Origin of the sequence: Luminiphilus syltensis NOR5-1B (assembly GCF_000158175.1) — a bacterium.
In the GTDB taxonomy this organism is placed as follows: Bacteria; Pseudomonadota; Gammaproteobacteria; order Pseudomonadales; family Halieaceae; genus Luminiphilus; species Luminiphilus syltensis.
The window spans coordinates 2,781,846-2,801,425 of record NZ_DS999411.1; the positions used below are offsets into that span (position 1 = coordinate 2,781,846).

Annotated in this window: 21 protein-coding genes; 9 read left to right on the forward strand and 12 right to left on the reverse strand. The window is 56.9% G+C overall.

Annotated features, from left to right (window positions below):
• Positions 1-34 precede the first annotated feature (34 nt).
• The 3 genes from ccmB to ttcA are packed head-to-tail and all read right to left on the reverse strand — an operon-like array spanning position 35 to position 2,174.
• Complete coding sequence (gene ccmB, locus NOR51B_RS12630) at positions 35-715, reverse strand: heme exporter protein CcmB (RefSeq protein ID WP_009020109.1); 681 nt, start codon at positions 713-715, stop codon at positions 35-37.
• Positions 708-1,310 carry a cytochrome c biogenesis heme-transporting ATPase CcmA gene (gene ccmA, locus NOR51B_RS12635; protein WP_040482109.1) on the reverse strand — a complete coding sequence of 201 codons (603 nt, stop codon included), beginning with the start codon at positions 1,308-1,310 and terminating at the stop codon, positions 708-710. Before ccmA ends, ccmB begins: the two co-directional genes overlap by 8 nt.
• Entirely contained in the window at positions 1,311-2,174 is an 864-nt protein-coding gene (ttcA, locus tag NOR51B_RS12640) for a tRNA 2-thiocytidine(32) synthetase TtcA (protein ID WP_040482110.1), read from the reverse strand.
• Positions 2,175-2,340: 166 nt separating this feature from the next.
• Between ttcA and NOR51B_RS12645 the strand changes: the two genes are divergently transcribed.
• Entirely contained in the window at positions 2,341-3,321 is a 981-nt protein-coding gene (locus tag NOR51B_RS12645) for a malate dehydrogenase (protein WP_009020496.1), read from the forward strand.
• A 61-nt stretch (positions 3,322-3,382) separates the two neighbouring features.
• Here NOR51B_RS12645 and NOR51B_RS15445 read toward each other — a convergent pair whose 3' ends face one another.
• From NOR51B_RS15445 to NOR51B_RS12655, 3 genes are all read right to left on the reverse strand, one after another.
• Entirely contained in the window at positions 3,383-3,652 is a 270-nt protein-coding gene (locus NOR51B_RS15445; RefSeq protein ID WP_154647677.1) for a hypothetical protein, read from the reverse strand.
• 270 nt (positions 3,653-3,922) lie between these two features.
• Positions 3,923-6,412 (reverse strand): ABC transporter permease, encoded by a 2,490-nt coding sequence (locus NOR51B_RS12650; protein WP_009020086.1) that lies wholly within the window; start codon positions 6,410-6,412, stop codon positions 3,923-3,925.
• The gene (locus tag NOR51B_RS12655) at positions 6,412-7,074 is read right to left on the reverse strand and encodes an ABC transporter ATP-binding protein (RefSeq protein ID WP_009019820.1); all 663 of its coding nucleotides are present in this window, start codon (positions 7,072-7,074) and stop codon (positions 6,412-6,414) included. The genes NOR51B_RS12650 and NOR51B_RS12655 overlap by 1 nt, the downstream gene beginning before the upstream one ends.
• Here NOR51B_RS12655 and NOR51B_RS12660 point away from each other — a divergent pair.
• Genes NOR51B_RS12660 through NOR51B_RS12670 form a run of 3 tightly spaced genes read left to right on the forward strand, consistent with a single transcriptional unit; the run spans position 7,073 to position 10,754 of the window.
• Complete coding sequence (locus NOR51B_RS12660; protein WP_009020451.1) at positions 7,073-7,726, forward strand: arylesterase; 654 nt, start codon at positions 7,073-7,075, stop codon at positions 7,724-7,726. The two genes, NOR51B_RS12655 and NOR51B_RS12660, sit on opposite strands and share 2 nt — an antisense overlap.
• Positions 7,723-8,592 (forward strand): ion transporter, encoded by an 870-nt coding sequence (locus NOR51B_RS12665; protein WP_009020621.1) that lies wholly within the window; start codon positions 7,723-7,725, stop codon positions 8,590-8,592. Before NOR51B_RS12660 ends, NOR51B_RS12665 begins: the two co-directional genes overlap by 4 nt.
• Entirely contained in the window at positions 8,592-10,754 is a 2,163-nt protein-coding gene (locus NOR51B_RS12670) for a YgiQ family radical SAM protein (RefSeq protein WP_040482111.1), read from the forward strand. The genes NOR51B_RS12665 and NOR51B_RS12670 overlap by 1 nt, the downstream gene beginning before the upstream one ends.
• Here NOR51B_RS12670 and NOR51B_RS15730 read toward each other — a convergent pair.
• A complete protein-coding gene (locus NOR51B_RS15730) occupies positions 10,751-11,278 on the reverse strand; it encodes a LysR substrate-binding domain-containing protein (protein WP_009020631.1) in 528 nt (175 codons plus the stop codon). The genes NOR51B_RS12670 and NOR51B_RS15730 overlap by 4 nt on opposite strands.
• Positions 11,279-11,498: 220 nt before the next feature.
• Positions 11,499-11,678: a LysR family transcriptional regulator gene (locus NOR51B_RS15735; protein ID WP_230198467.1), complete on the reverse strand. Its 180-nt coding sequence runs from the start codon at positions 11,676-11,678 to the stop codon at positions 11,499-11,501.
• Positions 11,679-11,935: 257 nt separating this feature from the next.
• Between NOR51B_RS15735 and NOR51B_RS12680 the strand changes: the two genes are divergently transcribed.
• The 5 genes from NOR51B_RS12680 to NOR51B_RS12700 all read left to right on the forward strand — a co-directional run bounded on the left by NOR51B_RS12680 (position 11,936) and on the right by NOR51B_RS12700 (position 15,931).
• Entirely contained in the window at positions 11,936-12,760 is an 825-nt protein-coding gene (locus NOR51B_RS12680; RefSeq protein WP_009019273.1) for an HAD family hydrolase, read from the forward strand.
• A 268-nt stretch (positions 12,761-13,028) separates the two neighbouring features.
• A complete protein-coding gene (locus NOR51B_RS12685; RefSeq protein ID WP_009018890.1) occupies positions 13,029-13,898 on the forward strand; it encodes a 1-acyl-sn-glycerol-3-phosphate acyltransferase in 870 nt (289 codons plus the stop codon).
• Positions 13,895-14,863 carry an alpha/beta hydrolase gene (locus tag NOR51B_RS12690; RefSeq protein ID WP_009020335.1) on the forward strand — a complete coding sequence of 323 codons (969 nt, stop codon included), beginning with the start codon at positions 13,895-13,897 and terminating at the stop codon, positions 14,861-14,863. Before NOR51B_RS12685 ends, NOR51B_RS12690 begins: the two co-directional genes overlap by 4 nt.
• A gap of 62 nt (positions 14,864-14,925) precedes the next feature.
• Positions 14,926-15,303: a hypothetical protein gene (locus NOR51B_RS12695; RefSeq protein ID WP_009020061.1), complete on the forward strand. Its 378-nt coding sequence runs from the start codon at positions 14,926-14,928 to the stop codon at positions 15,301-15,303.
• Between the two features lie 91 nt (positions 15,304-15,394).
• The gene (locus NOR51B_RS12700; protein WP_009019094.1) at positions 15,395-15,931 is read left to right on the forward strand and encodes a glutathione peroxidase; all 537 of its coding nucleotides are present in this window, start codon (positions 15,395-15,397) and stop codon (positions 15,929-15,931) included.
• A 278-nt stretch (positions 15,932-16,209) separates the two neighbouring features.
• Here the strand turns inward: NOR51B_RS12700 and udk are convergent, their stop codons facing one another.
• From udk to NOR51B_RS12725, 4 genes are read right to left on the reverse strand one after another with little or no spacing between them, the layout of a single operon-like run.
• The gene (gene udk / locus NOR51B_RS12710; protein ID WP_009018886.1) at positions 16,210-16,860 is read right to left on the reverse strand and encodes a uridine kinase; all 651 of its coding nucleotides are present in this window, start codon (positions 16,858-16,860) and stop codon (positions 16,210-16,212) included.
• Positions 16,853-17,290 carry a potassium channel family protein gene (locus tag NOR51B_RS12715; RefSeq protein ID WP_009019597.1) on the reverse strand — a complete coding sequence of 146 codons (438 nt, stop codon included), beginning with the start codon at positions 17,288-17,290 and terminating at the stop codon, positions 16,853-16,855. The genes udk and NOR51B_RS12715 overlap by 8 nt, the downstream gene beginning before the upstream one ends.
• On the reverse strand, positions 17,284-18,312 hold the full coding sequence (locus NOR51B_RS12720; protein WP_040482113.1) for a DUF2955 domain-containing protein: 1,029 nt from the start codon (positions 18,310-18,312) through the stop codon (positions 17,284-17,286). The genes NOR51B_RS12715 and NOR51B_RS12720 overlap by 7 nt, the downstream gene beginning before the upstream one ends.
• Positions 18,302-19,438: an HlyD family secretion protein gene (locus NOR51B_RS12725; protein ID WP_009020863.1), complete on the reverse strand. Its 1,137-nt coding sequence runs from the start codon at positions 19,436-19,438 to the stop codon at positions 18,302-18,304. The genes NOR51B_RS12720 and NOR51B_RS12725 overlap by 11 nt, the downstream gene beginning before the upstream one ends.
• Positions 19,439-19,580 lie beyond the last annotated feature (142 nt).

Sequence of the window (19,580 nt, forward strand, 5' to 3'; positions counted from 1 at the left end):
TATATCCGTTGCAAGCGGGCGAACCTATTCCACCCTAGTTATCAAGAGAAATTCTCAAACCGGCGCCGATAGCCAGCGGCGCCACAACCAGTCCGCCTGCCGCTACTGCCCCCAGTAAGGCGAGCCAGATCTGCGGCGCACCGCCCGCCGCTGCCTCGACAACCGCACTGGTGCCGAATACCAGAACGGGGACATAAAGCGGGATTATTAGTAACGATAATAAAAGCCCTCCCCTTCGAATACCGACGGTTAAAGCCGCGCCGATACCGCCAATCAGCGACAAACAAAGCGAACCCAGAACCAGACTGCCCACCAGCGTGGGTATAGCCCCATTGGGCAGATTGAGCAAAAGTGCAAAAACGGGCGACACCAATGCCAGCGTTACACCGCTGAGCAGCCAGTGCGCCAGCACCTCCGTGAGTGCGGAAAGTGCAAGTGGATAAGGCGCCAGTGCCAACTGCTCCAGACTTCCATCCTCATAATCTCCAGCGAACAGGCGACCACTGACAATCAGATTCGAGAGCAATGCGACCACCCAGAGTATGCCAGGGGCCAGCGTCGCCAGCCGATCGGGATCTGGACCCAGGCCAATGGGAAAAAGTGCAACGACCATAAGAAAAAAAAGCAGTGGATTGGCGATTTCGCCAGGGCTTGCGACCCTGGACTTAATCTGGCGCAGGCACTGGGTCCACAAAAAAGTTCCCAGTTCAGGCACCGCAGAACTCCGATAGGTCCAGCACTGCGACGCGCTCGCCAAAACGATTGGGCTGATGGCTGGTAAATACCGCGGCACCACCCGCAGCAACGTGGCCGAGCAGCTTTTCCTCGAGAAGATCGGCCCCCTCCACATCGATAGCGGTAAAAGGCTCATCAAGCAGCCACAGGGGCGATGACGCCAGCCACAGCCGCGCCAGGGCAACACGCCGCTGCTGGCCCGCCGAAAGCGTGTGTACGGGCAGGTCGGCACAGTGGCTCAGACCGACCGCCGACAGGGCGTCACTAATCCCCGCCACCGCGATGTCATGGCCGCCACTGGGATGCCAGCGAAGGTTCTCCTCCGGGGTGAGCAAGGACTTGTTTCCTGGGAGGTGGCCCAGGTATACCGGTTGCACGCTTCGCTCGATGCGACCTTCAACGCCCACCCTGGCCAATCCCGCCAATGCCCTCAGCAAACTGGTCTTACCCACTCCGTTGGCGCCTTTGAGCTGGATCAGGTCACCAGGAGAGACCGTCAACGAGATGCCCGTCAGCAACTGACGAAATCCGCGCTCGATGGCAACGTCGACGACTTCGAGCAGCGGTTTGGACACCTAGAGATTCACCATGCGGATCTCAGGGAGCTCAGAATTAACATCATTTTTTGACGTCAGGTCACTGAAATTAAACAGATTACTGTCTGCGAGCTGCGACGGAGACACATTGGAAATGCTGCGGAATATGGTTTCCGTGCGTCCCGGGTACTGTCGCTCCCAATCCCTGAGCATTTGCTTCACATTGGCGCGCTGAAGGTTCTCCTGGGAACCACAGAGGTTGCAGGGAATAATCGGAAACGCTTGCGCCTGCGCGTAGCGGCTGATGTCCTCCTCCTTGCAATACGCCAGCGGGCGAATGACGACATTCTGACCGTCGTCACTGAGCAATTTCGGCGGCATTGCCTTGAGCTTGCCGCCAAAAAACATATTGAGAAACAGTGTCTCGACAATATCATCCCGGTGATGCCCCAGGGCTATTTTGGTCGCACCGATTTGCTCGGCGAACCCATACAGCGTGCCCCGGCGCAGGCGCGAGCACAGCCCGCAGGTCGTCTTGCCCTCGGGTATGACCGACTTGACGACACTGTAGGTGTCGCGCTCGAGAATGTAGAACGGGATATCCAGTTGTTCGAGGTATTCGGGCAGTACGTGTTCCGGAAACCCCGGCTGCTTTTGATCGAGATTGACCGCTATCAGTTCAAAATCAACGGGCGCACTGACCCGTAACTGCATCAACAGGTCGAGCATGGTGTAGGAGTCTTTCCCCCCGGAAACACACACCATGACACGGTCGCCCGACTCAATCATATTGAAATCGGCGATTGCCTTACCCGTTTCGCGGCGCAATCGCTTGCGCAGCTTATTAAATTCGGTTTTTTGGCGCCGGGTATCACCACCCGAAGCCACTATCGGTGCTGTCATGGTTCCTGCAGTCTCGTGAAGTCGCCCGGAATGATAGGAGAGCACGCCGCCATAGGCAAAGCCATTAATTCCGCGTTTTTGCCCTCGCGATCTTTAATGCCCTTGAGTTTTCATCGCTTCCAGAAGAGAATCCGCGCTCGCCCTACGAAGCCATGAGGATTGATTGATGAAAGCACCCGTACGAGTCACCGTCACCGGCGCGGCCGGACAGATCGGCTACGCCCTCTTGTTCCGCATCGCCTCGGGCGACATGCTGGGGGCTGACCAGCCCGTTATTCTCCAGCTTCTGGACATCACTCCGGCCATGGAGGCACTGGAAGGTGTGCGCATGGAACTGGATGACTGCGCTTTCCCGCTGCTCGCCGGCATCACCTGCAGCGACGATCCCGATATCGCGTTCAAGGACAGCGATTATGCCCTTCTGGTTGGCGCGCGCCCACGGGGTCCCGGGATGGAACGTAAAGACCTGCTGGAAGCCAATGCCGCTATCTTTTCGGTTCAGGGCAAGGCGATTAACAACCACGCCTCGCGCAATATCAAGGTGCTGGTAGTGGGCAACCCGGCCAACACCAACGCACTGATTACGCAGCGCAACGCGCCCGACATCGACCCCAGAAACTTCACCGCCATGACACGTCTCGACCACAACCGGGCGATGTCACAGTTGGCGCAGAAAACCGGCACTACTGTCAACGACGTTACCAATATGACGATATGGGGCAATCACTCCGCGACACAGTACCCCGACCTTTTTAATGCCAAAGTGCAGGGAAAAACGGCCACGGACCTGATCGAGCAAAGCTGGTACGAAGAGGACTTCATTCCCACTGTGCAGCAGCGTGGCGCAGCGATCATCAAAGCGCGCGGGGCCTCCTCTGCCGCGTCCGCCGCGAATGCCGCTATCGATCACATGAACAGCTGGGCACTCGGAACACCCGAGGGCGACTGGGTGTCTATGGGCATCTACTCTGACGGCTCCTATGGAATCGCCGAAGGGCTGATCTACTCATTCCCCTGCACCTGCTCCGATGGTGACTGGCAGATTGTCCAGGGTGTCAGCATAGGCGAATTCAGCCAGACAAAAATGACCGCCAGCGAAACCGAGCTCACAGAAGAACGGGATGCTGTCGCGCACCTGCTCGGCTAAACCCCGCATGGGGCGATAACGAAAGCGCCTGAGGGCGCTTTTTTTTGGTTCATCGCGAATTTCAGGGATCCTCTATTTCCCCGCATTGGCTTTGCGTAAGACGTCGCTCCGCGCCCGGGCAGCCCAGCCCCGAGGTGAGGTGGGCGGGAGTCCTTTGAGCGTCGACGAGCGACTCTGACAGTGCGCTGAACTTGCTGGAGCTACGCGAGCAGCTCAAAGGACTACCGGTTGCCTCACTGACTTCAAGAAATAAGCTGTGGTCGTCGGCGAATGTCTTCCAGAGCAATGATTGACGTACCGTGCTGGCCTTGATCCCGCATAGGCTTTGCATATGACGTCGCTCCGCGCCCGGGCAGGCCAGCCGCGGGGTGAGGTGGGCGGGAGTCCTTTGAGCGTCGACGAGCGACTCTGACAGTGCGCTGAACTTGCTGGAGCTACGCGAGCAGCTCAAAGGACTACCGGCTGCCTCACCGACTTCAAGAAATTAGCTGTGGTCGTCGGCGAATGTCTTCCAGACCATTGCTTGACGTACCGTGCTGGCCTTGATCCCGCCAAGCGGCGATGAACCTTTTCTTTCGCCACGGCTTTTTACGCCCCGTCGCTAGACCTCGCGCAATACCGTGAGCGGCGCGGATGAAGCAACACGACGACAACTCCAGACACCTACAATACCGATGACGCCACCACCAATGGCCAAGCCAAGGGGCCAGACGGCATACGAGGGGCTGTAGCTCAGGTCCAGGGCACGCGCCTGAAGCAGCGCTGCGGCGGCCTCGGCACCGAGCACCGCGAGCAGTCCGGACATCAATCCCAATACCGTAAATTCAATCCACAGGGCACCGAGCAGCAGCCCTTTCCTGGCACCCAGTGCACGCAACAGCGCACTTTCACGAATACGAACGTCCACACTCGCCTGTACGCCCGCCACCAACACCAGCGCGCCGGCAAGAACAATAACCCCGAGGACCATCTCGATGGCAACCCCTACCTGATCGATAATGCCTCGAATCTCCTTAATCACCAGATCGAGCTCGATCACCGTTACGGTCGGGAATTCCTTCACCAGCGTATTGAGCGCGAGCTTCTGACCCTCGGGCAGGAAAAAGCTGGTCATAAACATACTCGGATATCCCTCGAGCACCTCTCGCGGGAACACCATAAAGAAATTGGGTTTCATCGACTGCCAGTCCAGAGTGCGGATACTGGCGACGGTTACCACCAGCGAATCGGCGCCAATGCGCAGACTGAGCCTGTCACCCAGCACAGCGCCGATACTTTCGGCAAAATCCTGCTCGAGGGAGACCAGCGATTCGCTGGTACCCGGTGACCACCAGCTGCCGGCAATTAACGCATTGCCCTCGGGCACGGACTCAGACCAGGTGAAGTTGGACTCCCGTTGGCGGCGGTCACTGTCGACCGAATCACGCTCGGCCAGCGCCTCCTCATTGACCGCCATCACCCGCCCACGGGTCATCGGATACAGGCGTTCGCGGGAAATATTCTCCGTGGCAAGAAACGCCGCAAAATCGCTACGCTCCTCGGGGGCTACGTTAATCACAAAGTGATTGGGCGTACCGGGGGGTAACTGCGCTTGCCACTGGTCAAACAGCGATGTGCGAATAATGGTAAGTACCAGTAGCAGCATGATGGCGATAGCAAAAATAACCATCTGCAGCGCACTGCTGTTACTGCGTCGCTGAAGCCCGGCGAGGGCAAGGCGCCAGACGCTGCCCGCACGCATACCGGCCTTCCGGCTGCCGCGCAGCAACCCTTTTGCCAAAAGGAAACCAACGCCAACGGTAATAGCGACACCCAGCACGACGCCACCCGTCAGCGCCACATCCCCGCTGTACCAGAGCATCAACCCCACCATCGCCAGCGCGCTCAATACATAATCAAGCGGTCGCTGAGCACCCATAGATTCCGAGGATCGGCGCAGCACGCGCAGGGGCGGCACCTGACTGAGCCGACGTAGTGGCGGCCATGCAAAAAAACCAAGACAAACCAGCGCCGTCGCCGCACCTACGCCATAAGGACTGATACCACTCGAACCGGGGGTGACGGGCAATTGGTCCGCAAACGCCATAAAGAACCCGGCCTGGATGAGCCAGCCAACGGCACAGCCGAGAACCGTCGCCAAGACACCGAGTAAAAACAGGCTACTGGCATACAACCGGCTGATATAGCCTGTGCTCGCCCCGAGGCTCTTCATCACGGCAACATAGTCCGCATGGCGCTCACTGAAGCGTCGGGCCGCCAGCGCAATCGCCGCAGCCGCCAGCACCACGGCGAGGCTCCCCGCCAGCAACAAAAAGCCCCGAGCCCGATCCAGGGTCTGATTGATTCTCGGCTGACTGTCTTCAAGCCCCAACAATCGCTGACCCTGATCCAGCCGCGGCTTAATCCAATCGGTAAATTCCGTCAGCGCATCATTATTGCCACCCAGAAGTAATCGATGGTTGACCCGGCTGCCCGGCTGTACCACGCCGGTGGCTGGAATATCCACCATATTCATCATCAGGCGCGGCCCGTAGCTGAACATCGATCCCGCGGCATCGGGCTCGGCACGAAGAGCACCGGAAACAATAAATCCGGCCTCGCCAACACTGACCGTGTCTCCGGTATCAACACCGAGCAGCGCGAACAATCGCGGTGCCAACCACACCTCGCCCGGCGCGGGCACCGAGCGAGCGGTCGCCAATTCGCCATAGGGCGTCGCACTGTGACGTAGCTCACCGCGCAGTGGATAAGTATCGGTAACCGCCTTCACGGACGCTAAATGCATGGCGTCGTTATCGGCAAATACCATCGACGGGAATGCAAGGGTGCTCGCAGTGGCCAGATCGAGCCCGCCAGCCTGTTCAGCCCAGGTTTCGGGTGGTTCAGTCCTCGATGAAACCACCAAATCGGCCGCAAGAAAGCGCAGGCTCTCCTGCTCCAGAGCCGTCTGCAGGCGCGCGACAAAGGCACTGATGCCAACAACAATGCCCACTGCGAGTATCAGCGCGGTGAGCAGTACACCCAGCTCACCGCCGCGCCAATCCCGCGCCAACAGCTTTCTTGCCGACAGGGCATGTGAAGCAGGCGCCATCAGCCCTCACTCAACTCGCCATTGAACATGGTAAAGACGCGGTCACAGCGCGCCGCCAGCCCCTCGTCGTGAGTCACCAGTACCAATGTGGTTCCCTCACTCCGATTGAGATCGAACAAGAGCTCAACAATTTTCGTGCCCGTAGCGCCATCGAGATTACCGGTGGGCTCATCGGCAAACAACAAGGCAGGCCGAGCCGCAAACGCCCGGGCAATGGCTACCCGCTGCTGCTCGCCACCTGACATCAGGTTGGGGTAATGGCCCAGGCGGGCCTCCAGACCAACCCTATGCAGAAACTCGGTGGCGCGCCTTGCCGCGTCTTCAGCGCCGGCCAGCTCGAGGGGTAACATAACATTCTCAAGCGCCGTGAGCGCGGGGAGTAATTGAAACGACTGAAACACAAAACCAACCTTGCTGGCACGCAATGCCGCCCGGGCGTCTTCGTCTAAATCGCTCAGACCGACGCCATCGATCCATACCTCGCCGCTTGACGCCACATCGAGGCCAGCCAACAAACCAAGCAGTGTCGACTTTCCGGACCCGGAAACCCCTACAATAGCGGCTGTCTGGCCGGACTTGATTTCGAGATTTATCCCTCGCAGGATTTCGAGCTCACCGTCAGCCACCATTACCTGCTTCCGGAGATTGTCTACCTTGATCATGCGCGCTTTCCTCCGCACTGTCTTACGCCCACTGCTGCTGGGCGGATTGTTTCTTGCTGCGATGGCGAACACTGCGGCCGATGACCGTCCGGTGCTGCTTTTACTCGGTGACAGCATCAGTGCCGCTTACGGCATGGATTTGGAGCAGGGATGGGCGTCTCTGCTGCAACAGCGCCTGAATACCGAGGGGTATTCATTGCGCGTTGCCAATGCCAGCATCTCGGGAGAGACCACCGCCGGCGGTCGGCGCCGGATCGAACAGCTGCTCGTCAAGCATCGCCCCGCCCTGGTCATTGTTGAGCTGGGGGGTAACGACGCCCTGCGTGGCTATCCGATCACGCAACTGCGCAACAATCTTCGTGACATGGTGACAAAAAGCCAGAATGCGGGCGCTGCGGTCTTGCTGCTGGCCATGGAGGCGCCACCGAATTTTGGAGCGCGCTACACCAGTGCATTTCGCGACAGCTTCTCAAAGGTTGCCGCCCAGACTGACGCCCGGGTCAGCGACTTTATGCTCGAAGGCATCGCTCTGGAAGCGGGTATGATGCAAGCTGACGGCATACACCCCACGATAAGTGCCCAACCGAGATTACTCGACAATGTGTGGTCAAGCCTCCAACCTATGCTCGAACCCTTTGCGACCCAGCCATGACGGATGAACACGCCACAATTCGACGGCGCACAGAAATAATTATTTTCGGTACCGAGACCGGTCCAGGCCGAACCTTCGATGTACTGCTGATACTGGCCATCCTGATGAGCGTGGGTGCGGTGATGCTCGACTCAATGGCATCGATTCACCAGGTTCACGGGACACTATTGCGCAATCTGGAGCTGATTTTCACCCTGCTCTTCACGGTCGAATATGTCGTGCGAATATGGTGCGTACAGAACAGGCTTAGCTATATCTTCAGCTTCTGGGGCGTCATCGATTTTCTGTCGCTGCTACCGACGTATCTCGCCATTTTAATTCCAGAAACAGCGCCACTACTGATTATCCGTCTGCTGCGCGTGATGCGGACGTTTCGTGTGCTGCGGCTGTTTGAGCTGATGAACGAGTTCAATGACCTGGTTGGCGTCCTGCGCAGCACTTCGCGCTCCATTCTGGTTTTTTTCTCACTGGTCTTTGTCATCATTGTGGTTTTTGCCAGCGCCCTTTACGTTGTCGAAGGGCCCGAACATGGCTTTACCAGTATACCGCTGAGTATTTATTGGGCAGTGGTCACCATTACCACGGTTGGCTACGGAGACATCACGCCGCAAACGCCACTGGGCAAAACCTTTGCCTCTATGGGAATGCTCATCGGTTATTCGATACTGGCGGTACCCACAGCCATCGTGACTACGAAACTCTGGGAGCGGATGAATCGGCGCAATTCGCAGTTCTTGCAGTGGAACTGCCCGGTGTGCGCAAAAACAGGACATGCCCTGGACGCCTGCTTCTGCAAGCACTGCGGTGCTGAACTCGATGTCCCCGCAGAAATACGCAGCGCTAATGGTTCCGAGGAATCCAAATAATGCCTACAACACCCCAACCCATCTTCGATTACCGGAAATACTGGGCTGAGTGTCTCGGTCCAGCCCCCGAACTACCTATGAGCCGCAGCGAAATGGACGCGCTGGGCTGGGATAGTTGCGACGTCATTATTGTTACCGGTGACTGCTACGTAGACCATCCCAGTTTTGGAATGGCGGTCATTGGCCGTGTGCTGGAGGCTCAGGGCTTCCGCGTCGGCATTATCAGCCAGCCCGACTGGACAGACACCCGGGATTTCCAGAGGCTGGGCGCGCCCAATCTCTACTTTGGCATCGCCGCCGGTAATATGGATTCGATGATTAATCACTATACAGCGGATCGAAAGCGACGTAACGATGATGCTTATACCGCGGGTGATACTGCAGGTAAGCGGCCCGACCGCGCAGTGACGGTTTACAGCCAGCGCGTCCGGGAAGCCTATCGAGATGTACCCATTATCATCGGCGGTATTGAAGCGAGCCTTCGACGTATAGCGCACTACGACTATTGGAGCGAAAAAGTGCGACGCTCGGTATTGCTCGACAGCAAAGCCGACCTTCTGCTCTACGGTAATGCTGAACGTGCGATTGTCGACGTCACGCACCGACTCGCCGAAGGTGAATCAATCTCCAAGATCAGAGACCTCCGCGGAACCGCGTTCGTATCCCGGGGCCCAGAGCCCGGATTCACCGAGATCGACTCCACCAGCGTGGACAACCCCGGCGCCGTCGATGCCCACCCCAACCCTTATCAGGGGATGGAGCCGGCAACCTGCGACAAAGCCGAATCTGCAGGCGAGGATGAAGTGGAGACAGTGCCGGTGCGGCTGGTAGTCACCAAGACTCCCGAGAACAGTGTTATCCGACTACCCAGCCACGAAGCCGTCGCCACTGATCCAGTGCTGTACGCCCATGCGTCGAGAATCCTGCACAAAGAAACCAACCCCTATAATGCAATGCCGTTGATTCAGGCGCACGGCGACCGCGATGTCTGGCTCAATCCACCGCCGATACCGCTGGAAACCGACGAGCTTGACTGGGTGTTCGAGCTGCCCTACACACGATTGCCACACCACAGCTATGGCGATGCCAAAATTCCCGCTTTCGAGATGATTCAGCACTCGGTGAATATCATGCGGGGCTGCTTTGGTGGCTGTACGTTCTGCTCAATCACGGAACACGAGGGGCGCATCATCCAGAATCGATCCCAGGACTCGATTATTCGCGAGGTAGAGAAGATTCGCGATACCAGCCCTGCGTTTACCGGCGTCATCTCGGACCTGGGCGGCCCCACCGCCAACATGTGGCGCCTTGCCTGCAAGAGCAAGGAAATTGAATCCAAATGTCGAAAGCTCAGCTGCGTCTTTCCAGGAATCTGCAAGAATCTCAATACCGATCAAACACCACTGATAGACCTCTATCGCTCGGCTCGGGCAGTGCCCGGTGTCAAGAAAGTGCTCATCGCTTCGGGCCTGCGTTACGACATCGCCGTGGAAACCCCCGAATACGTCAAAGAACTGGTCACCCATCATGTGGGTGGCTATCTGAAAATAGCCCCTGAACATACCGAGTCCGGACCGCTCGACAAAATGATGAAACCGGGTATTGGAACCTACGACGCCTTCAAACGCATGTTTGAGGAATACTCGAAGCAGGCGGGCAAGAAACAGTACCTCATCCCCTACTTTATCGCGGCGCACCCCGGGACCACCGATAACGATATGATCAATCTGGCCCTATGGCTTAAACGCAATAAGTTCCGAGCGGATCAGGTACAGACTTTTTACCCATCGCCGATGGCCACCGCGACCGCCATGTATCACTCCGGCAAAAACCCTTTGAAGCGGGTGACGCGCAGCAGCCCCTGGGTCCCGGCGATCAAAAAGCTTTCCCAGCGACGCCTTCACAAGGCGTTTCTGCGCTATCACGATCCCGAAAACTGGCCCTTGCTCCGGGAAAACTTGCGCAAACTGGGGCGCCGGGATCTGATCGGCAATGGCAAAATGCACCTGGTACCACCGCGCCAGCCCCCCAAACGCCACCGGCGAGTGCCCGACGACCACCAGACCTTCGCGACCCAACACCTTGGGCTACCGGGCGCAGCGAAAAAGGGAAAGTCCCGTCCCCAACGGTCCAATCGCAAGGGCAATCCGAAAAGTCGCTAATCAGACACGGGTTGCTTTGCCGCGCTGTCGTCGCCCTGGTGGCAGCGTTGAATAAAATCCCCAAGCAGCGAAAACTCCGCTCTGCGCGGCGTCTTCTTGCGCCACATAAGGCCTATCTCCCGACCCACCGATGAATGGGCAAAAGGCGTCACTGCCAGGTCAGTACCACTGGTGATACCTGAATCGACTGCCATTTTCGGCAACAGGGTAATGCCAATATTGTTGGCCACCATTTGTACAATCGTGTTCAAACTGGTGGCCTGATAAGGCACCGACACCTGCGCGTCACGCAGCTCACAGGCCTCAAGGGCGTGTTCACGCAGGCAATGACCATCCTCCAGCAACAGTAAGCTCTCGCCCTTTAGCTGCGTTGTGGTAACGGAATTCCGCCGGCTTAACGGGTGGTCGGATGGACTGGCAAGGAAAAAGGGATCGTCGAGCAAAGGCATGATATCGACCTGCTCCGCGGGGAACGGCAAGGCAAGTAACAAAACATCCAGTTCTCCGTTGTGCAGCGACTCCACTAGCGCTCCGCTGAGATCTTCACGAATGAATAAGTGAAATCGGGATGCGCCAAGCGCAGCCGGTGCAGCAGTCAGAAGCAAAACGGGGCAATGGTGGGTATTACGCCGAGGCGCATTTTACCGCTGAAAGGCTCGGCCGCTGCGGCGCACATCGCGGCGAGGTCATCTACCTCCACCAAAATATCGTGAGCCCGCGATACGACATCTTTACCCAGGGGAGTTAACAACACATGCGATTGTTGCGCTCCACCAGAGACGCGACAACGTCTCCTCCAACTCTGAATACGGCGCTCAGCGTACTCTGGCTGACATGACAGGATCGCGCTGCGTGGCCGAAATGCATGTGCTCAGCAATGGCACACAGATATTTGAGCTGCTTCAATGTTGGCTGTCTGGCCATCCGACCCTCCTCGAACCGCAGTCACAACCCTGGCAGCACGGCATTATGACGTGGAAACACACTCTGCGAGGACTACAGTGGCGGCCCTCTCAGGACGCCGAAGAGCGAAGTAATCGCCAATGCGGCATAAATAATTGCCACTTTTACTCCCTGTTCACTGCGGGCTTATCCGGACGAATGCTTTCTCATCGGGGCATAGATTATGATTACCCAATTGTCGCACTTTTAGTGCCCTCACCCAAAGCCTGGAGAATGTTGTGACCCTTGTGGTATTCGATCTTGACGGCACCTTGCTCAATGCCGAGTCGGCGGTGACACCCTTTACCGCGGAAACGCTTAGAAAGCTCACAGCCCACGGTATCGCCTATACCGTAGCGACAGGACGGACACTGCAAGCCGCACAGGGGCCGATCGCTGAGCATGGATTCGTACTGCCACAGATACTTAAGAACGGTGCTGTCATCTGGCATCCGGGTGAGCTTGACTACAGCCATCGTTATTTATTGACGCAGCAGGAGTTGTGGCACGTGCTCGCGGCTTTTACCTTGAGCGAGATTTCTCCGTTCGTCTTTACGCTCGAGAATAACGGTCGTCATGCGGTTTACCATTCACCGCTCCTGAATCAGGCCGAGCAAAAGCTCGCAAGCCTCTTCGAAGACGAGCGCAATCTACCGCTGCAGCCGCTCAGCGATATGCCCCTGGATGCTCACGTCATCAACGTTAGTGCTCTGGGTGAGGCAACGTCGATTAGCGCGGTTATCGAGTCGCTGGAAAATGAGGAACACCTGGTGTCATACACCGGAAAGATTGTTGATAGCACCTCGATGCGATGGCTCGATATCCACCACAGCTTGGGGAGCAAGGGCAATGCGGTAACCACACTGCGTGAGGAACTGGGTTACGATCGAATCGTGGTGTTCGGTGATGGTGAGAACGATTTGTCCATGTTTGACTGTGCTGACGAGAGCTATGCACCGAGCAATGCTGACGACGAAATAAAAGCGAAATCAACCACAGTCATCGGCCATCACAACGAGGATGGGATTGCACGGTTCCTTCGCGAACGCTTTGATCTTGATTAGCCTCACTATCGTCATCAGTGGGATGGCGCGCGCAACCCCATACCGCACCTTCCGGGGAGTTTAGCCCCGCATCAAGAGGGCTGGCAGTCTCTTTCAATAATCACCCAAACCCTATTCAGACACGGCGTCAGGACCGTAAACCACTGGCTCCGGCCGCACTGACCCGGCATTAATTCGTGTCAAATTCACCCTGCAACCCATCGCATTACGATAAACAGCGAAGTTTTATCTGCTAGTCTTCGCCTAATAGCTCCTTTCGGATTTTCCCATGGCCGACGCCACCAGCGCCGACAACGAGATTGATATTGAACGTCACATCGAACAGGTGTTGGCGGTACACCGACCGGTAGGCCCCGCGCTATCGGCGGCGGCGGCGTTCATGAAGCGATGGTTCAAGCCCACCTTCACAGGCCTTGAGCGGCTTCCCTCGGGGCCCGCGCTTTTTGTCGGCAACCATGCCCTTCTGGCCATCGATGGCGCCATCTTTGCCAATTTGATGAATTACGACTACGGGCGTTTTTTACGCGGCATTGGTGATAGAACCCTTTTTGCCAATGAGCGCTACGCGAAGTTCGCAATAGCTCAGGGTGCAGCTGTTGGACAGCGCCCAGTGGTCGAGGCCTTGATGGCGGCAGGTCAGGACTTATTGATCTTCCCAGGTGGCGCCCACGAGGCGGTCAAGCGCCCCGAGCAGCGTTATGACCTTCTTTGGAGAGAGCGGTTCGGGTTTGTTCGGATTGCGGCTTTCATGGGGTTCACCATCATGCCCTTCGCCGCCGTGGGACCCGATGAGTACTTCGAGCACCACATAGAAGGCGATGAACTGCTGGATTTGCAACTGGTGCGCTGGTTGATGTCCGCCGGTGTCGTCCCCGACGACTTTCGACGTGATCTGTTGCCACCCATACCCTCGGGGGTTTTTGGGAGCCCAATGCCGAAACCGAAAACCACCTTTTTTGGTTTCGGTCGCCCGATCGACCTATCAGCCTTCGCGGGGAAAGAATTGACCGATCGTCAACAACATCGCATCCGTGATCGAGTGGCGGGAGAAATCGAGGAGCAGGTTTTCGCTATGCTCAAGCTTCGCGAGCAACGGCGTCACCACGACGGCTTACTGCGTCGCATCCTGTCGCTATGAACTGGCGGTACGTCGCTATCACTGCTGTGGCGGCGCTCACCGCCTATATCGCCGCCTCTCTTTTTCTTTTCCCGCGCATGGCGCTGCGCCCCGATGCCAAGGCTCTGGTAGACAGCCCCGCAGATGTTGGACTGGACTTTACATCGGTAACCATCCCCGGCGCAGAGGCTGACCTCGCAGCGTGGTGGATGCCCGCAACACAGCCAAGGGCGCAATTGGTATTTGCCCATGGCATCGGATCGAACCGCTCCTCGGAGTTTTTTAACAGTCTGGGGCTTTATCGAGCACTGGTTGATCGAAATGTATCCGTGCTGAGTATCGACCTGCGAAATCACGGCCAATCCATGGTAACCGACGGCTGGGTCCAAATGGGCCGCACGGAATGGAAGGACCTCGTTGCCGCGGTCGACTGGCTGGAGACAACAGGAGGCGGCACCACACCAACCCTGCTCATGGGAATATCCATGGGGGGGGCTACAGTAATACATGCCGCTACGGAAGACGTCGCCGCAGATGCATTGCTGCTGGTTGACCCGGCGCTCGACAACATGGATGCCCTCGCCAGCGGCGGCTGGGTCAACTTTGGCCTCCCGCGATCCGTCTTCTATCCCTACGCCTGGGCGTCGGTGCAGTTTTACGGCGTCCCGGACGCGACCGATAATGCTCAGTCCCGCGGCCGGCTGGTGCGCCAACCCACACTGCTTGTCCAGGATCCCGCGGACCCCATTACGCGAGCGGCTTTTGCACAGGAGCTCGCCGAAGCGAATCCCGCGATCACACTGGCGCTGGCGCCCTCAGTTTCTCCAGAGGCGCCCTGTGTCAATTTTAAGGGGCGCTGGGGAACCCACGTGGCCGCGTTTCATTGCCATCCGGAATGGTTTCTCAACACCGTTGAGCGGTTTTTAAGGCCGTTGGTTACCGCCGATAAGGTAATGCAAAGAGGTACTGTTCAAGGTGCGAAATGACTGTTATCTTTTGCACGCAGGTTTTTTCTGACTCATCCGAAAACTGACCAAGAGGTTCAACCATGAATAAATTAGCAATCGCGACCGCGTTCGCAGGCGTTTTCCTGCTCTCGGCTTGCAGCGAAGAGCAACAGGACGCGGCAAAAGAAAAAATGGACGCCGCGGCTGAGTCCGCAGGCGAGGCCATGGATAGTGCCGGCGATGCTATGCATAGCGCCGCCGATGCGACCAAGCAGGCAATGAACGATGCGGGCGAAGCCGCAGGCGACGCCATGGATAGTGCGTCCGCTGCCGCAGACGAGGCTATGGAGAAAGCCGGTGACATGATGGACGAAGCCGGTGATGCGGCGGGTGACATGATGGATGACGCCGAGGGCATGATGGATGATGCCGCCGACGACGCCGCTGATGCCATGGATAGCGCGACCAAGGACGCCTAAGTTCAGCGCTCAACGAGGAGCCATCCGCTGTAATCCAGCGGGTGGCTTTTTTCGTAGAGAAAGAGGAATTCCTTAACCGCGAGATCCCGCCATGAACAACCCCTTAAAAATCACAGCATTAAGCCTGCTTTGCTTACTTCCCGGTGTCTCCCTCGCCTGTCCTGACTACCTGGACACCACCATGCGCAAATTAGCGTCAAAAGATGCCATCAACTTCTGCGAGGCCTATGGCGGCAAGCCGATGTTGATCGTCAATACGGCCAGCAATTGTGGTTACACACCGCAGTTCGAGGGTTTGGAGCAGTTGCATCGGGACTACAAGGACCAGGGCCTGGTCGTTGTTGGTTTCTCCAGTGATGATTTCTTTCAGGAAGAAAATGATGAAGCCGATGCCGCGGAAGTCTGCTTCGAAAAATACGACGTGAGCTTCCCGGTCATGGCGACCAGCGCCGTGCGCGGCAGCGATGCCAACCCGGTATTCCGAGCACTCGGTGAAGCCAGTGGCTATCCGTCCTGGAACTTCAACAAATACCTTGTTGATGCGGAAGGTAATGTCATCGAGCACTTTGGCAGCAACGTAGGCCCCGAGAGCAGTAAACTGCGCACGGCGGTCGACAAGGTGCTTTGAAGGTTGGCCCCTGTGTCTGTTGTGAGCGGGTGGTCCCGCTCACCTTTCACCACTTAATTCCCAAAAAGGTTCACAGGCGCCAATATTTTCGTCGACATTTTCGCAGGCAGGAACTTCAAATCGGCATCGATATTTGTCGACAGTGCCATCGAGGTATTCATCAGCGCTACGATGAGCTGACCCTCGCGCGAGACTATCGCAGTCTTGATGCCCTACTTCTGGACCCTGCGTTGAAACGTCATTTTGACTGGGTGGCACGTCAACGAGAGCGGATTTGATTAGACTAAAAGGTCCGGCCTTAGGTGATCAAGCAACGACGTCATCATTTTGTTCAGGTCATCGCGCCCGTCAACGACCACATCCGCCGCCGAACGCGCCGGATCACCGAAGGTTTTGAACATCGGTACCGCCCGGTCAAACCAAAACTCCCGCACCGAGGCGGCCGATCTGTTGCGCTGCTCCACATCACGGTCGATTCGACGCTGTAGGCAGAGCTCCAGAGGTGTATCGACAAAGACCAGAGTATCGATGAGCGCCAGGAGCGGCTCGTGAGCCGCCAAAAGAATCCCCTCGATCACCAGGAGCGGGGCCGGGCTAATGAGTTCTGTCCGATCCGTTCGACTGTGCACAGTAAAATCGTAAATTGGCTGCTCTATTAATTGGCCCCTTGACAACATCCGAACGTGGTCAGTGAACAAGTCCATATCCAGCGCCGACGGGTGATCAAAATTGAGCCGATCGCGCTCAGCGAAGCTAAGATGACTCAGGTCTTTGTAATAGTTATCGAGGGTCAAGAGCGTGGCGTCAGGTAAAGCTTTTGAAACCTGGCATCGAGATGCCAGCGATTGCGCCAGAGTCGATTTACCACTGCCGGAGGCGCCGACAACCGCTAGGGTATGTACTGCACTATTGAGTTTTGCGTTACTCATGGTGCCGTGCAGAAAGCGCACGGCGAATGGCGTCCTGGAAGACGCTCATCAACACCGCAGTAGAAACACCAATCATCAGGACGCCATTGACGGCCTCAAGTGCGCCGAGGATTCGATAAGAAACACTAAGCACGATATCGCCGTAACCGAGGGTCGAAAAACTCACCGCCGAAAAATAAAACGCATCGGCGAAATAGTCGAACTCACCAATCCAGATATACAGCTGCGCCCATGCAGCAATCTGCGCGCTAGTACCGAGGACAAGAATCCACATCACACCGTTAACGACACGAATACTGGAAAAAATGGAAGGCGAATCGATAATCGACGCTCTACTCCGGTAGATGCGCAATGTAAGCAACAACAATACCGACTGCAGTAGCAAGCAGGTCGTCATCATGACCATGCCAATCAGAATATTTATCAACACGGTAATACCCCAGATTGAGCATCAGACTTAACCCAACGCTTGCGCAGGTGTTCAAGCACATGAACAGCAGCACCGGCATACAAAGTCACTGTCAGAAAAAGAAGAAAACGTATGGCAAAAGCCTGATAAACATCCTTCCCGTTTGCGCTATCGGCAACCGCCGGCCCGATAAGGATTATCGTTGTCACCATCGCATTCATCCAAAATTCGGCCCCGAATCGGCTCCGGCGCACGCCGTAAAAACACGCGCTGCAGAAGAGCATAAACAGAAGGATCCAGAGCCCAAAAAACCACAACACCGGCGCCAACTTAAGACCAAACCAGAGCCCTATCGCCAAGACACCGGCAAGCGCGGTAGACAATAACAAGTCAATCTGAGATCGGCGAAGTGCTGCTTGAGAATCGGCCTGACCCAACTGCCCTGACTTCAATATCAGCGGCATAAAGGCGCTCGGATTAACCAGTGCCAAAAAATAGGCGGGGAGAATAATAAGCGTGGCTCGCGCCGCCTTCCAGGTAGCATCTTCGCTGGTCATGCGCTGCGGAGCCGGAGCCGCACCACTTTCGGGAAAAAGCCAATGGCACAGATGGTGGCTGACAACGGCGATGATGACTCCGGCGACCACTGAAAAGACAACCAGTTTCGCCAGTGCCTGACTATAAAGCGCGGCAGCAGAGATGAGCGCCAGACCCACTGTCAGCAACGTTCCCAATGCCTCCTGTCCAAAGCGCAGCGACAGCATATTCGCCAGAAACAAGCCCACCCCCACAATGGCAAAGCCGAGCCACGAGTAATGCTGTAACACGGGTGATACCAGAATGCCGGTAGTGAGCGTCAGTATGAGCAACACGACGACTTTCAACAGCTGTTGCAACGAGATCGGCTTAGCCGGCTTTGCCGCCAGAACTACGGCCAAAATCGGCGCAAGATACGGCAGGGTCAACCCTGCGGCGTAGGCAATGACCAATGACAAGGCCACCGTGCTCGCCAGCCGGTAAACCCTTCGCTGGCTAATAGGCATAGGAAAAAATAGAGGCTATACGAATATAGAGTTTGCCCAACCAGCGAAGCGGCGCGGGGGCATCGTTGTACGCAATAACAAAAGCCTGCCCTCCGATCCGGATCTGTTCCCTCAACTCGGGCTGCTGATTTACGTCAAAGCGAATCTGGACGGGAAACCGCTGAGCCTGCCGCAGCCAATCCCGATTGTTGCTGATCGTAGGCAGCGCACCTGGCGGTGGTGGAGACGCCGCACTGATGCCCAGGCCGATACTGGCCACCTGCCCACTAAAAACTTGCCCGGGCAATACATCAAAGACGATTTCGACGGCGGTGTCCGCGCCCATGTTGCCCAAATTGTTTTCTGTAAATTCGGCATCGATCCAGAAATCCTCGGCAGAGACCAGAGTCATTACAGCGGCACCCGCCTGAGCGAACTGGCCTGTTTCCGCACGCAAATCTGTGATGGTTCCCGATTTCGATGCCTTGACTACCGTGTTCTCGAGATCAAATTCCGCCTTTTCTACCGCCGCACGGGCGCTCATCAGGATGGCGTTGCTATCGTCGTCATCGCCACCCTTTTGATCGATCGCCGACTGCACCTGCGCCGAAGCAGCCAGGACCTTCGCCTCAGCCGCCTCCAGATTGGCCTCAGATGACTCCACGCGTCGCTGGGACACGGCTCCAGGATCCTGCGCGTATAGTCGTGTCAGCCGCTGGTAATCCTGTGCCGCCTTTTTTTTACCGGCAATTGCCGCTGTGAGGTTTGCCCTCGCCGCATCGACATTGGCGTCGCCAGCTCCGACCTGGTTGAGCGCCTGTTCATATTGAGACTGAGACGCCGCCAGTGCGATTTGGTAATCGGAAGCATCAATTTCAAACAGGGACTGGCCAACCTCAACCCTCGCATTATTCTGCGTCAGCACCCTGACGATTGGGCCCGATACCCGAGGGGCCACCCCTACGACATAGCCATTCACTCGCGCTTGCGATGTAGACGGTGTCATTCGATCTGCGGCGAGGTACCACACCAGTGTCAGCACTAAAATCGCCAACACCAGGCCCATGCCCTTATTGAACGACTTCTCCGCATCAGCGCCTGCAGAAGGCGTGCTTACCTGATCATCAGCCTTACTGGTGTCATCCATCGAATTAATCCTCACGATCCCGTGGATAAACCACTCTGCTTTGGTCCTGCGGCTGGCGCAGTTTATCGCCCCAATCGATGCGCGACTCCATCGCGGCGCGGGTCTCGGGATCGATCAATGCGGGGATATCCGTTTCTGTCCA